Consider the following 13,535-nt stretch of genomic DNA (forward strand, 5'->3'; position numbering starts at 1 on the left):
CAAGTGGGTGCAAGCAAAATCCAGTCGAGTGCAAGCGAATCAGGTTTAAACGTGAGTCGCAAATTCCGCTGCATTCATGCCGGCAATTCTTCCGGTTACCAAGGCGGAGGTAATGTTGTAACCGCCAGTATAGCCGTGGATGTCTAAAATTTCTCCACAGAAATAGAGACCATCTTTTTTACGTGAGGCCATCGTTTTCGGCACAATCTCTTTAACAGAAACGCCACCCCCCGTAACGAAAGCACGTTCCATTGGCTGCGTTCCGTTAACAGTCATCGTGAATGCTTTCAACAATTTGGCAAGCGCACGTAATTTTTCTGCCAACATTGTAGCGCCTAATTCAGATTGTGAAATCCCAGCACGGTCAAATAAAAAGTGTAGCCAGCGCTCAGGCACAACGCCCTTTAATGAATTATTGACTTGTTTTTTCGGGTCGTCCCGTACTGTTTTATTAAGCAATTGAAACACTTCTTCCTCGTTCATAGAGGGGAGCGAGTCGATTTTCATATCGACAGGTGCATTGCCATTTTTCATCCGTTCTTTGACGACAAACTGGCTACAGCGTAAAATAGCAGGACCACTAAGTCCAAAGTGGGTAAAGAGCATGTCCATTTGGTGAGTGATTAATGGTTTACCTTTGGCGTTCAAAACGGAAACGGCCACATCGCGTAGCGCAAACCCTTGTAACTCCTTTGAAAGGATAAACTGTTCGTCTGATAACAAAGGTACTTCAGTGGGATAAAGTGTAGTGATTGTATGGCCTGCACGTTCAGCCCATGGATAGCCATCACCTGTAGAACCTGTTTGAGGAACGGCTTTTCCACCAACAGCTAAGATAACGGAGTGCGCGTGAATCTCTTCGCCCGAAGTTAATCGAACACCAAGAATTTTTTCATCATCCATTAATAATCTTTCTACTCGCGTCTCGAGTTTCATGACCACGTTCAAGCGGTCCATTTCAGTAAGCAAAGCGTCGACAACATCCTTTGCCTTGTCGGTTACGGGAAACATACGCCCGTGATCTTCTTCTTTGAGTGCTACGCCAAGGCCTTCAAAGAAATTAATGATATCCTCATTATTGAACACAGAAAACGGGCCGTAAAGAAAGCGACCGTTTCCGGGAATGTTTTTTATGATTTCTTCCTGTGACAATCGATTCGTTACGTTACATCGTCCGCCCCCTGAGATGGCAAGTTTATTGCCGGGCCTTTTCCCTTTTTCAAGGACAAGAACTTTTCTTCCATTTTCAGCGGCGGCAATAGAGGCCATCAATCCAGATGGCCCAGCACCAATTACAACAACATCATACATATATGAAACCACTCTTCCGTTTTTCTTTCATTATACACAACTAGCGGTTAATCGTTGTGAAAAACGGTGTTCGAGGGTAAACTATTAAATAGAATTACGGAGATTGGAAGGATTAAATATGTCGTCTAAACTTGTTCAAGGCACTGCAATATTAACGATAGGGCTCTTTCTTTCAAAGGCACTTGGTCTTTTATATTTGATACCACTCTATGCAATTGTTGGGAAAGAGAGTATGGGGTTGTATCAATACGCCTACATACCGTACAACATAGCGCTTGCTATAGCGATTTCAGGCGCACCGCTCGCAGTGTCTAGATTTGTTGCGAGATATAATGCGCTCGGCGATTATGCCACGGGTAGGAAGTTAATGAAGTCGGGCATGTATGTAATGGCAGCATCAGGCGTACTTTCATTTCTTGCACTATTTTTCTTAGCCGAACCGATTGCGCATATGGTTATTAGTTCAGAAGAACAAATCTATACGGTTAGTCAAATTACGACTGTAATAAAATGGGTCAGCTTTGCTTTACTTGTCGTTCCATTAATGAGTATTGTACGAGGTTTTCTTCAAGGATATCAAAAAATGGAGCCAACCGCGGTATCTCAATTAATTGAACAAATTGTTCGTATAATTGCGGTCCTTGTCGGGGCGTACATCGTCGTTAACTTCATGGGAGAATCCCCGGAAAAAGCGATAAACTTTGCAGTATTCGCAGCGTTTATTGGCGCAATGGCGGGACTTGTGGTTCTTTACAGGTATTGGAGAAAATATAAGCCAGAGTTTGATTATTTGTTGGAAAATAGTGTGTCACCAGATGAAACACCTTCATTTCTGAAGATGTATAAAGAGCTATTTGGTTATCTGTTGCCATTTATTTTGGTTGGTGTTATCAATCCACTTTATCAATTCGTTGATATGGTTACATTTAACGGAGCAATGTTTTCGATTGGATTAGCAGATGTTTCTGATACATATTTAGCAATGCTGAATCTACTTACGCATAAGTTTGTTATGATACCTGTGATGGTAGCGACAGGGTTTTCAATGGCGTTAATTCCTGTATTGACAACGTATTTTACAAAAAATGATCGACAAGGGATTACGCGTTCCCTAGATCAAACTTATCAAATTATGATGTATTTAACGATTCCGCTTGTCATAGGTCTTATTGTATTATCGAATGAGTTTTACGAACTTCTTTATGAAAAAGATGCCATGGGTGCAGAAATTCTTGCAAACTATGCACCGGTCGCAATACTCTTTGGTTTGTTCACGGTAAGTGCTGCAATATTGCAGGGAATAGACCGACACAAGTGGATTATATTCAACTCGTTAACAGGCCTACTCATTAAGTTAGCAATCAATATTCCACTCATTAAATTATTTGAAACAAACGGGGCGATACTTGCAACTGCTATTGGCTATTCGGTGGCTGTTGGTCTGAATATCGCAGTTGTTACTCGTGTACTTGAGTACAAATCAAAAGTGGTGTTTAGAAGACTTATATTAATTAGTATTTTAAATTTCATTATGTTTGTTGTCGTTTATTACCTTCTGAAAGGTTTAACGGCCTTTAGTGCAGTGGATGGGAAAATGCATGCGCTATTATATATTTTAATCTGTGCATTTGTTGGTGGAGCTATTTACGCTTATCTTTCACTCAAGACGGGTCTAGCTCAAAAACTGTTTGGTGAACGATTGACGAGATTTACGAAGAAGCTAGGTTTTTAGGAGGAAGTATGAATGCGTTTAGATAAATTATTATCGAATATGGGATATGGATCGCGAAAAGAGGTGCGTCAGTATTTAAAAAATGGCGCAGTTCGGGTAAACGATGAAACAGAAAAGAAGTCCGGTGCGATTATTAATACCGATAAGGATAGTGTTACACTTTTAGGTGAGCCTGTCGTATATCGTGAATTTATTTACCTCATGATGAACAAGCCACAGGGAGTTCTTTCAGCGACAGAAGATTCGCGAGACAAGACGGTAGTTGATTTACTGAGTGAAGACTTTACTCATTTCAATCCATTCCCAGTAGGGCGACTAGATAAAGATACTGAAGGCTTTTTACTCTTAACAAATGACGGAAAGCTAGCTCATAACTTGCTTTCTCCGAAGAAAAACGTGCCGAAAACCTATTATGCACATATTTCGGGAGAAGTTACGAACCAAGATGCAGAAGACTTTCAAAACGGGGTCGTTCTCGACGATGGCTATAAGACAAAAGCAGGGGAACTTCATATTTTAAAATCTGGTGAAACTTCGGAAATTGAATTAACGATTACCGAGGGGAAATTTCATCAAGTAAAGCGAATGTTTGAAGCCGTTGACAAGAAGGTTGTTTATTTAAAGCGCTTGTCGATGGGGCCCCTTTCGCTGGACGAAGCATTGCCACTAGGCACATACCGCGAATTAACAAATGAAGAAGTTGAGATGCTCTTTCGTACCTCAACAACATAAGAAAAGGGCTGAATCGCATCTAGGGATTCAGCCCTCTTGAAATAGCAGTTACGTAATTATTTTTTTGATGTTGTTGTCCACTTACCCCGGACGGGACTTGTAACAAGGTCATTATACTCAAGGACGTTTAAATCCCTCTGTGCGGTCCGGGACGTGACATCAAATTCTTCAACTATATCTTGAGTCGATACTGTGCCCTGATCCAAAATGAACATGTAGACGCCCTTTACGCGGGTTAACATGCGTTCAGTAGTAGAATTCACTTGTGCAATCACTCCTTTGTCATCATATTCCAAGAAAATGTTGGTCATGAGATTTCTGAATGGTGCTGTGGGTACGTTGAAATTGATCCTGAGTCGCACATCCTTCCCGTAGTAAGTTGCGTCATCAGTGAAAGTATTCTGATAATATAATTATACCTTATAATAGACTTGTGTGCACGAATATTCAATTAAATTGAATGATTAAAGACTTTAGTTGTATTTTTTAAAAAATATATAGGGGGATTACAATTATGCTTTATTTTATGGATGGGAATTTTACGAAGAAAGAGCACTTGGAAATTTCGATTGATGACCGAGGGTATTATTTCGGGGATGGCGTTTACGAGGTCGTGAAGGTTTACAATGATGAATTGTTCACAGCGGAAGAACATTTTAGCAGGTTATTTGAAAGTGCAAGAAAAATAAAGTTGACAATTCCGTACACTGAGCAAGAATTGATTGATGTGGCTCGTGAATTAATCAAAAAAAATAAAGTGTCCAATGGTCATGTTTATATGCAGGTTACACGGGGCTCAGCAGGAAGGCAGCATAACTTTCCAACACCGGCGGTTCCTGCGATTGTCACAGCGTATGCAGTAAATGGAGCCAGACCACTAGGCGATATGGAAAAAGGTGTTTCGGTTAAGTCCGTTGACGACATTCGCTGGTTACGATGCGATATAAAAAGTTTGAATCTGTTAGCAAGTGTTCTAGCAAAGGAAGAAGCTAAAGAAGCAGGGTGCTCGGAGGCAATTCTTCATAGGGATGGTATAGTGACAGAAGGTTCTTCAACAAATATGTTTGCTGTAAAAGACGGTGTCGTATATACGCACCCTGCTACAAATCTTATTCTTGAAGGAATTACACGAAAAGTCGTTGTTCAGTTGTGCCAACAATTGGGTATCCCGGTTGTAGAAGAAGCATTTGCACTTAAAGAAGCATTTGCTATGGATGAGATGTTCTATACCTCAACGACTATGGAAGTTATGCCGGTAACGACTATAGATGGACATGAAATCGGAAGTGGCAAACGCGGGGCGATAACAGAGAAGTTGCAAATCGCATTCACGGCGCAAATTCCTAAGTAACGATTGATTGAGCTTGGATACTATCATTTGAAAAGCTATTCACAACGTAAAGTAGCGTCATGTTTTATACTTTTTAGCGAGAAGGAAGTCCGTTTTCCAGCAAAGAAATACTTGCTGTCTTAAATCGGTTATATTGATTATCCAGTCTGTCCATTTGATGTTGGACAAACGAGCGCAATAAGTCGACTTCTTGAGGACGACGGGGAGAAAGTAGAATGTTAAATTAAGCAATAGGGGGAGTATAATTTTGGATAACTTTAAATTTCACGCGATGCAAATGACTTGGTTAAATGGGGGACTCAACTATTTAGATGGGGGCACGATGTTTGGGCCCGTTCCAAAAGTACTCTGGTCTCGGAGATACGATGTGGATAAAAATAACTTAATTGAACTCGCCACGGATCCTATACTTATTCAATATAACGGTAAAAATATATTGATAGATACTGGGCTTAGTAATGGAAAACTGGATGAAAAATTGAAACGTAATCTCGGAGTAGTTGAAGAGTCTAGCGTGGAAGAAGATCTAGACAAACTTGGACTTACACCAGCAGACATCGATATTATATTAATGACACACTTACATAATGACCATGCGGCGGGATTAACGAAGTGGCAAGATGGGGAACTAATATCGGTCTTTTCAAACGCCGAAATTTATACTTCGCAAGTTGAATGGGATGAAATGCGCGACCCAAATATTCGTTCTAAGAATACATATTGGAAAGAAAACTGGGAACCTGTACAAGACCAAGTAAAGACTTTTGAAGAAAGATTAACAGTTGTTCCTGGAATTGAAATGATTCATACAGGTGGCCATAGTAATGGCCACAGTGTTATTAAGCTAACTCAAAATGGCGAGACGATTCTTCATATGGGTGATTTGATGCCGACGCATGCGCATAGTAACCCCCTATGGGTTCTGTCATATGATGACTATCCAATGGATTCCATTGCCGCAAAAGAATCGCTGATGAAAGAAGCCCTTGCTGGGAACTACTGGTTTAGTTTTTATCATGACGCAATTTATAGGCTTGTAAAATGGGATGAGCCAGGCAAAGAAATTGTTGAAAGTGTAAAAAGGACAAAGCTCTCGAACGAATGAGGCATGAAAAAACCGTTACTCAACTGGATGTTTTCAGTTAAGTAACGGTTTTTCTTTATTATTTTTTTAGGTAGTGTTTATTTTCAAATCGCGGAACTATTTATTAAACTCTAAGGAGTTCGACTACGGTTCCGGTCTTAGCATCTGCGGAAAATTCGAACTGCTCTAACTCGCCGTTCATAATGCGTGAGATGCCGCCACGGTAAACGTCCATATGAATCATTTTCTTGCTGAATGGTTCGGTTTTCATAACGATCCACGAGCCATCAATTGGACCTTCTTCATTAAAGGATTGCTTAATATTTTTTAATACGGCTTCAGCCGATACGTTTGGATCAACCTGGTCAATTACTTTACTAACGACAATCCCTGCTGCTACGCCTGTTAGGATACCAGCTGCGAAATCTTTTATATTCATTTTTAATAAAACCTCCAATATATGACTTTAATTTAGTGTATCACAATATTTAAATAATCCGTAGACAAGCACTTAATCAAAATCATTTATTAGCTAAAGAAGATGGAAGTTTTTAAAATAATCGTCTACACTGAATAGTATACATATTTAATTGGGAGGCTATATTTGTGAATCGTGAAACTTTAGAGATGTTTAAAACACTAACCGAACTTCCTGGGGCACCGGGTAATGAACATGCAGTCCGTAATTATATGCGGGACGAGCTAGGAAAGTATTCGGATGAATTAATCCAGGATAATCTTGGCGGAATTTTTGGTGTAAGAAAAGGGCCAGAGGATAGTCCCCGTATTATGGTTGCGGGTCATATGGATGAAGTTGGATTTATGGTAACTGCAATTACCGATAACGGAATGATTCGTTTTCAACCGCTTGGAGGTTGGTGGAACCAAGTTCTTCTTGCACAACGCGTTGAGCTAATCACTGAAAAAGGACCAGTAATTGGGGTCATAGGTTCAATTCCACCCCATTTGTTAAGTGATGAGATGCGCAACAAACCGATGGATATAAAAAATATGCTCATTGATATTGGTGCAGATGATAAAGAAGATGCAATAAAAATAGGCATTCGACCAGGTCAACAAATTGTGCCGATATGTCCGTTCACGCCAATGGCTAATGATAAAAAGATTTTGGCAAAAGCTTGGGATAATCGTTATGGTTGCGGTCTGGCAATAGACCTTTTAAAGGAAGTACATGGTAAAGAATTGCCGAACACTGTCTATTCTGGTGCAAACGTATTAGAAGAGGTAGGTTTGCGCGGTGCGCAGGCGGCTGCAACGATGATTAACCCCGATATATTTTTTGCGCTAGATGCAAGTCCCGCAAATGATGCGTCAGGTGATAAAAATGAATTTGGCCAACTGGGTAAAGGAACGCTTCTACGAATTATGGACCGTTCGATGATTACACATCGTGGGATGCGTGAATTCATTCTTGATACGGCAGAAACGCATAACATACCTTATCAGTATTTTATTTCTCAAGGAGGAACTGATGCAGGACGTGTTCACATGGCAAACGAAGGGGTACCAAGTGCGGTTATTGGTATTTGTTCCCGTTATATTCATACAGCAGCATCAATTATTCATACCGATGATTACGCAGCGGCCAAAGAACTACTTGTTAAACTCGTAACTTCATGCGATAAAACAACAGTAGAAACGATTATGAGCAACGTATAATATTCTTGCCGCCTTGCACGTCATGTGCGGGGCGGTTTTGATGTTAATGGAGGAAGATAAGTGATGAATTTTATTATTGGATCAGCAAATGAAGCAAAGATACGTGCAACAAAAAATGTAGTGTTGCAATACTTCCCAGAAGCAAAGTTTTCGAGCGTAGATATAGGTTCAGGTGTTTCCAATCAACCATACGGGGATGAAGAAACGCGTCTTGGTGCCATAAATCGAGCATTTAAGGCCAGCAGTTTAAATGGCAGTGCTATCGGAATTGGGCTGGAAGGCGGCGTCAGGCAACTCGATGAGAAGCTGTATATTTGTAACTGGGGCGCATTAATTTTGCCAGATGGCACAAGATTTACGGCAGCTGGAGCACAGATTCCGTTACCTGATTATATAGCTGAAGAAATTAAAAAAGGAAAAGAGTTAGGTCCCGTGATTGAAAATTACTACGGTGGGGAAGGATTACGACATAAAGAAGGTGCGGTGGGTCTCTTGACGAATGGTGCGGTGAGTAGAGATGAACTCTTTTCGCACATCTTGCACTTGTTAATTGGTCAGTGGCAATATTCATTAATTGAGACGTCATAAAAACACTATGAAACCGCTAAGTTGCAACTATTGTCAAAGAGCCTTAAAATAGTAATGGAGTTCAATTTAACGAATGGAGGAACTCGAATGTTCCACTCCTGGAAAAACATATTACTAATCATGCTGTCCACGTTATTTCTAACTGCATGTGGACAATCACTTGAGGATCGAACCGCAAAAGGTTTGAAATCAGCAGAAGAAGCATTTTATGCTAATAATAAAGCGGGAACCGAAGAATTTGATGGTGTTAAACTATACAAGCCAATGGGGTTCACAATAAAAGAAGATTCAGATGCACAAAACATCCTATTTAATAAGAATGATGACACTTTTATTTTGTTCATTAATCCAAACGAGGAAGCAAACAGTCGCCTTTTTTATGACCTTCTCATAGAGGATGAAACAAAAGAAACAGTTGCAATCGAAACTTTCATAGAAAATCGTACATTTGGATTCGTTGCGGTAGTAGAAAGTGGCAATAACCAAGTAGAGTTAATTGTTAGTGTGGGTGGAGCAAAAATAACAACAATTACAAAAGAAAAGAATATCGATACACATTTAAGAATGATGATGGAAATCGTCCGTTCGATCAGTAAACAAGAGTGATTTTAGGTAGATATATATTGGACGGATGGTTTGCCATAGTGGAAACCATTCGTTTTTAGTATGAATGGAGGAGTTTAGTTAATGAAATCGAGAGAGCTAGTGAAAATCTTGAAAGAACGTCTTCCCTCAGAAAACTTTGATTGGAAGTTTGATGAAAAAGCAGATAGGGTTCGCTTAGATCATAAGTTGTTGAATAAAGGAATGGATATTTCCCTTCCTGACATACTCCGCCAATATAGCGAGAAAAAAGAAGCAGCTATTGATGAAGTGGTTTATACAATTGATATGACATTTAAAGCAATGGAACTTGAGCACACTGAAGGGTTTCAAGGTGGCCGCCCAATATATCCTGTTATCCGCTCAACCTCATTTGCGGAGGAAACAGCAGATGGTAATCGGTTTGTCATGAAAGATCATACGGCGGAAACGCGTATTTATTATGCGTTGGATTTGGATACTACTTATCGTCTAATTGATGAGAGTATGCTAGATGCGATTGGCCAAACCGCGCCACAATTAATGGAAGCTGCACAATTTCGAGTGAAATCATTGCCAACGAAGATGAAGAAAGATGAAGTGGATGGCAACTTATTCTACTTTATTAATAATAACGATGGATACGATGCAAGCCGAATTTTGAACACTGCATTTTTAAAGGAAATGAAAGAGAAAGTCGAAGGAGATATGACTGTATCAGTTCCTCATCAAGATGTGTTAATAATTGGTGATATTAGGAATAAAACAGGGTATGATGTACTCGCACAAATGACGATGCACTTCTTCACAAAAGGGAATGTGCCTGTCACGTCGCTGTCATTCATTTATGAAAAAGATGAATTGGAACCAATATTTATTATGGCGAAAAATCGTGTTACACGAAAGAAGGGAAAGTAATTCAATGAATATATTTTATAATGAAAATGGTGTTGGGGAAGTATTGTTAGTCCAAATCGCGTTGACAAAACCTGAAACAGTAGCAGTTGAAACCAAAGGTGATGTGGCTTTAGTTCAAAATGAAGAAACAAAAGAAGTAGTGGCATTCAATATGTTTAACGCTTCGTCGTATGTAGAACTTGTAGATAATGGTGAAGTTAAATTAACTGAAGAACTTGTTGACCAAATACAAAAGGCACTTGTAAAAAATAATGTTGAACTTGAGCTTGATGCAGACTTCACGCCAAAGTTTGTTGTCGGTCATGTCTTATCGATAGAGGGACATCCTAATGCGGATCGTCTAAACGTTTGTTCAATAGATGTTGGGAACGAAACGCTTCAGATTGTTTGCGGAGCTTCGAATATCGCCGCGGGTCAAAAGGTTGTCGTAGCAAAAGTGGGTGCCGTAATGCCGTCGGGTATGGTCATTCGAGATGCGGAACTCCGTGGAGTTGCTTCTTCTGGAATGGTTTGTTCAGCTACTGAACTATCATTACCAGATGCAGTAGAAAACACGGGTATACTTGTGCTAGATGACAAGTTTGTCGTAGGGGAATCGTTTGTAAAGTAAGGCTACAGCTTAAGTGTTCCGCATTCTGCGGGCACTGCTGCAAGCTTATATGGTCTAGGTCTAAAAACGTGCCGAGTGGTACGTTTTTCTTATTTTAGGATATAATTTGATTTCAACTCACTGTAACTGCTAAAATAGAGTAATCGACACGAAATGAGTGATTGTCTTGAATTGGTTTAACCGATTAAAGAACCGTTTTTTTGCAGAAGAAAATGAAAGTAGTGAAAATCCACCACAGCTAGATAATGAATTGATGGAACATGAAGCCGAAAAAGTCGGTACTGTGGAAAAACCAGTATTTCGTTTTCCAATCATTACTGACTCCGAAATTTATGGCTGGGATGAGGATGAAGTAGGTAAACAACGTGAACACCCGGAACTATCGGCAGATCTAGAAGAAGATGATTATGAACCGATTCCATTTTACCAAAACGAGAGATGGCCTAAAAATGACATTCCAACAAACATATATAGGGCGAATTCAACTACAGAAAATCCAAATAATGTGGAACGTAGACACGACTTTGGCGTAAGTAAAGTTGAAAAATCCAAGGAGAAAATAGAACAGATTCAGTCCGTTGAAAAAATGGGGACAAAAAAGTTTAATCCGACCAAAGTGCCTTCACCAATTTTTGGATTCTCGAACCGAGAAAAGCTATCGGAATTGTCGAGTAGGGCCGAAAGTACATTACTACCCAAACCAAAGCGAACAATAGAAACGGGATTAACTTCTATTGAATTAAAGCCTGCTGAGACATCGATTGTAAACGAGTCTATTGGCCGAAGTAACGAACCTACTAAACTAGATGATAATGAACAAAGCTATGAAAAAGTGCAAGAGGAATTAGAGGTTGTACAGCAACAAGTAGTAGTGCAACCAGAGATTGAGCCTGATGTAGTGCTAGAAACAGAGTCTGAAAATGAGTTAGACCCTAAACTACAGCCTGAAGCTGCGCCAGTGTCAATACAAGAACTAGAGCAAGAGCAAGAACAAGTACAAGAGGCGGTACAAGAGGCGGTACAAGAGTTAGAACACGAGCTAGTACAAGATCCAGTTCATGAGTTAGAACAAGAGCTAGTACAAGAGCCAGTACAAGAGCCAGTACAAGAACCAGTACAAGAACCAGTACAAGAACAAGAGCCAGTACAAGAACCAATACAAGAACCAATACAAGAGTTAGTACCAGAACTAGTACCAGAACTAGTACCAGAACAAGAATCAGTAGAACTCGAAGAAAAAGAAGAGAAGAAAAAAGAAAGAATTGTTCCGTTTAATGTACTGATGTTGAAAACGGACAAAGAAAAATTAAGAAAAGCAGCACAACAACTACCAAATGCTGAACTGGATAAAAAAAAGCCCGAAAATACTAGGGAAGAACCCCTAGTAGAATTGGTGGCTTCTGAAGAAGTGGTTGAAGAAGTCGATGAAGAGCCGCATTATGTTTTTCCGTCATTAGATTATCTGATTCCACCCGAACTACATATTGAGGATACAGAGTGGCTTCAGAAACAATCTGAGAAACTAGAAGAATCGTTATCACATTTTGGAATCCAGGCAACAGTTATTGATGCTGTGCAAGGACCGACAGTAACTCGCTTTGAGTTAACTGTAGGGCAGGGGACAAAAGTGAGTCGTGTTAGAAATTTAACGGATGATTTAAAACTTACACTTGCTGCGAAAGAAATTCGTATTCAAGCACCGATTCCTGGAGAAAGTTCCATAGGGATTGAGATTCCCAACAGGCAGACAAGACCGGTTCGTATTTCTGAAGTGATTGGAACGGAAGCATTTAAGGCCTCTGATTCTCCGCTTGAAGCGGTACTTGGACTAGGTTTAACAGGAGAACCCGAGACACTTGATCTCAGAAAGATGCCACATGGTCTAATTGCCGGTGCGACTGGATCAGGAAAATCGGTCTGTATTAATTCAATTCTAGTAAGCCTTCTGTATAAGGCGTCTCCGACGGATCTTAAGATGATGCTAATTGATCCTAAAATGGTGGAACTTGCGCCATTTAATGGAATTCCACATCTCATAAGCCCGGTCATTACTGACGTGAAGGCCGCAACCGCTGCACTTAAATGGGCAGTTAAGGAAATGGAACGTCGCTATGAATTATTAGCACATGCTGGTGTTAGGGATATTGAAAGGTACAATAAAGTAGTCTTGGAGAATCGCAGATTTTCATTGAAGATGCCATACCTACTAATCGTTATCGATGAGCTCTCCGATTTAATGATGATGTCACCGGCGGATGTTGAAGTATCCATTATTAGAATTGCCCAGAAAGCACGTGCGTGTGGAATACATCTTATTATTGCTACGCAACGTCCTTCAGTAGATGTAATTACAGGTACAATAAAGGCAAATATTCCTACGCGTATTGCATTTTCTGTATCGTCTCAAATAGATTCGAGAACAATTATTGATACGGCCGGTGCTGAGCGTTTGCTTGGTAAGGGGGATATGTTGTATCTTGGTAATGGGCAATCTTCATCTACTCGTTTACAAGGGACATTTGTCACGGATGACGAGATTGAACGTATAATAGAACACGTTCGTCACGAAGCTTCCCCAAATTATTTGTTTGGGCAAGAGGAGCTATTGAAAAGTGCAGTTGAAGAGGAAGAAACAGATCCATTGTTTGAAGAGGCTTGTCTCTTTATTTATGAGCAAGGGAGTGCGTCAACGTCCTTATTACAACGCAATTTCAGCATAGGCTATAACCGTGCTGCAAAGCTCATGGATCGAATTGAGAAGCATGGCTTTATTTCCGAACAAAGGGGAAGTAGGGCACGCGAAGTTTACATGACACAAGCAGATATAGACCAATTAACAGAATCAGTATTTTAACGTTTAGACCTATAATTAATTGCATAATTTATTGTGAAATAGGGAATAGATAGTTGAGTATAAAGGGAACCAAAAAGGTCCCGGGAGGTTACC

Annotated in this window: 13 protein-coding genes; 10 read left to right on the top strand and 3 right to left on the bottom strand. The window is 40.1% G+C overall.

From position 1 onward, the window contains the following. Nucleotides 1–45: 45 nt before the first annotated feature. Nucleotides 46–1,311 (bottom strand): NAD(P)/FAD-dependent oxidoreductase, encoded by a 1,266-nt coding sequence (locus tag KSU66_RS14485; protein ID WP_269052181.1) that lies wholly within the window; start codon nt 1,309–1,311, stop codon nt 46–48. A 118-nt stretch (nt 1,312–1,429) separates the two neighbouring features. Here KSU66_RS14485 and KSU66_RS14490 point away from each other — a divergent pair, with 118 nt between their 5' ends. Both KSU66_RS14490 and KSU66_RS14495 read left to right on the top strand, forming a co-directional pair. Next, nucleotides 1,430–3,043, top strand: coding sequence for a putative polysaccharide biosynthesis protein (locus KSU66_RS14490; RefSeq protein WP_269052182.1), 1,614 nt, complete (start codon nt 1,430–1,432; stop codon nt 3,041–3,043). A 12-nt stretch (nt 3,044–3,055) separates the two neighbouring features. Then, nucleotides 3,056–3,775 carry a pseudouridine synthase gene (locus KSU66_RS14495; protein WP_269052183.1) on the top strand — a complete coding sequence of 240 codons (720 nt, stop codon included), beginning with the start codon at nt 3,056–3,058 and terminating at the stop codon, nt 3,773–3,775. Nucleotides 3,776–3,831: 56 nt separating this feature from the next. Here the strand turns inward: KSU66_RS14495 and KSU66_RS14500 are convergent, their stop codons facing one another. Next, on the bottom strand, nt 3,832–4,086 hold the full coding sequence (locus tag KSU66_RS14500; RefSeq protein WP_443028982.1) for a DeoR family transcriptional regulator: 255 nt from the start codon (nt 4,084–4,086) through the stop codon (nt 3,832–3,834). 203 nt (nt 4,087–4,289) lie between these two features. Here KSU66_RS14500 and dat point away from each other — a divergent pair, with 203 nt between their 5' ends. Both dat and KSU66_RS14510 read left to right on the top strand, forming a co-directional pair. Next, nucleotides 4,290–5,126, top strand: a complete 837-nt coding sequence (gene dat / locus KSU66_RS14505; protein ID WP_269052184.1) for a D-amino-acid transaminase — start codon at nt 4,290–4,292, stop codon at nt 5,124–5,126. 247 nt (nt 5,127–5,373) lie between these two features. Next, the gene (locus KSU66_RS14510) at nt 5,374–6,231 is read left to right on the top strand and encodes a YtnP family quorum-quenching lactonase (RefSeq protein WP_269052185.1); all 858 of its coding nucleotides are present in this window, start codon (nt 5,374–5,376) and stop codon (nt 6,229–6,231) included. 103 nt (nt 6,232–6,334) lie between these two features. On the opposite strand, the gene KSU66_RS14515 is transcribed toward KSU66_RS14510, so the two are convergent. Continuing rightward, nucleotides 6,335–6,649 carry a hypothetical protein gene (locus KSU66_RS14515; protein WP_269052186.1) on the bottom strand — a complete coding sequence of 105 codons (315 nt, stop codon included), beginning with the start codon at nt 6,647–6,649 and terminating at the stop codon, nt 6,335–6,337. A gap of 167 nt (nt 6,650–6,816) precedes the next feature. Here KSU66_RS14515 and KSU66_RS14520 point away from each other — a divergent pair, with 167 nt between their 5' ends. From KSU66_RS14520 to KSU66_RS14545, 6 genes are all read left to right on the top strand, one after another. After that, nucleotides 6,817–7,890, top strand: a complete 1,074-nt coding sequence (locus tag KSU66_RS14520) for a M42 family metallopeptidase (RefSeq protein ID WP_269052187.1) — start codon at nt 6,817–6,819, stop codon at nt 7,888–7,890. A gap of 63 nt (nt 7,891–7,953) precedes the next feature. Further along, nucleotides 7,954–8,478, top strand: a complete 525-nt coding sequence (locus KSU66_RS14525) for a DUF84 family protein (protein ID WP_269052226.1) — start codon at nt 7,954–7,956, stop codon at nt 8,476–8,478. Between the two features lie 87 nt (nt 8,479–8,565). Beyond that, a complete protein-coding gene (locus tag KSU66_RS14530; RefSeq protein ID WP_269052188.1) occupies nt 8,566–9,084 on the top strand; it encodes a hypothetical protein in 519 nt (172 codons plus the stop codon). A gap of 81 nt (nt 9,085–9,165) precedes the next feature. Continuing rightward, nucleotides 9,166–9,978 (top strand): DUF1444 family protein, encoded by an 813-nt coding sequence (locus KSU66_RS14535; protein WP_269052189.1) that lies wholly within the window; start codon nt 9,166–9,168, stop codon nt 9,976–9,978. A gap of 4 nt (nt 9,979–9,982) precedes the next feature. Further along, nucleotides 9,983–10,588 (top strand): YtpR family tRNA-binding protein, encoded by a 606-nt coding sequence (gene ytpR, locus KSU66_RS14540; protein ID WP_269052190.1) that lies wholly within the window; start codon nt 9,983–9,985, stop codon nt 10,586–10,588. 166 nt (nt 10,589–10,754) lie between these two features. Then, nucleotides 10,755–13,442, top strand: coding sequence for a DNA translocase FtsK (locus tag KSU66_RS14545; protein ID WP_269052191.1), 2,688 nt, complete (start codon nt 10,755–10,757; stop codon nt 13,440–13,442). Nucleotides 13,443–13,535 lie beyond the last annotated feature (93 nt).

Source organism: Sporosarcina sp. G11-34, assembly GCF_026931025.1.

Bases quoted from the DNA above. Each gene is read 5' to 3' on its own strand.
- KSU66_RS14485 (WP_269052181.1), bottom strand. From the start codon at position 1,311: ATGTATGATGTTGTTGTAATTGGTGCTGGGCCATCTGGATTGATGGCC.
- KSU66_RS14490 (WP_269052182.1), top strand. From the start codon at position 1,430: ATGTCGTCTAAACTTGTTCAAGGCACTGCAATATTAACGATAGGGCTC.
- KSU66_RS14495 (WP_269052183.1), top strand. From the start codon at position 3,056: ATGCGTTTAGATAAATTATTATCGAATATGGGATATGGATCGCGAAAA.
- KSU66_RS14500 (WP_443028982.1), bottom strand. From the start codon at position 4,086: ATGACCAACATTTTCTTGGAATATGATGACAAAGGAGTGATTGCACAA.
- dat (WP_269052184.1), top strand. From the start codon at position 4,290: ATGCTTTATTTTATGGATGGGAATTTTACGAAGAAAGAGCACTTGGAA.
- KSU66_RS14515 (WP_269052186.1), bottom strand. From the start codon at position 6,649: ATGAATATAAAAGATTTCGCAGCTGGTATCCTAACAGGCGTAGCAGCA.
- KSU66_RS14525 (WP_269052226.1), top strand. From the start codon at position 7,954: ATGAATTTTATTATTGGATCAGCAAATGAAGCAAAGATACGTGCAACA.
- KSU66_RS14530 (WP_269052188.1), top strand. From the start codon at position 8,566: ATGTTCCACTCCTGGAAAAACATATTACTAATCATGCTGTCCACGTTA.
- KSU66_RS14535 (WP_269052189.1), top strand. From the start codon at position 9,166: ATGAAATCGAGAGAGCTAGTGAAAATCTTGAAAGAACGTCTTCCCTCA.
- ytpR (WP_269052190.1), top strand. From the start codon at position 9,983: ATGAATATATTTTATAATGAAAATGGTGTTGGGGAAGTATTGTTAGTC.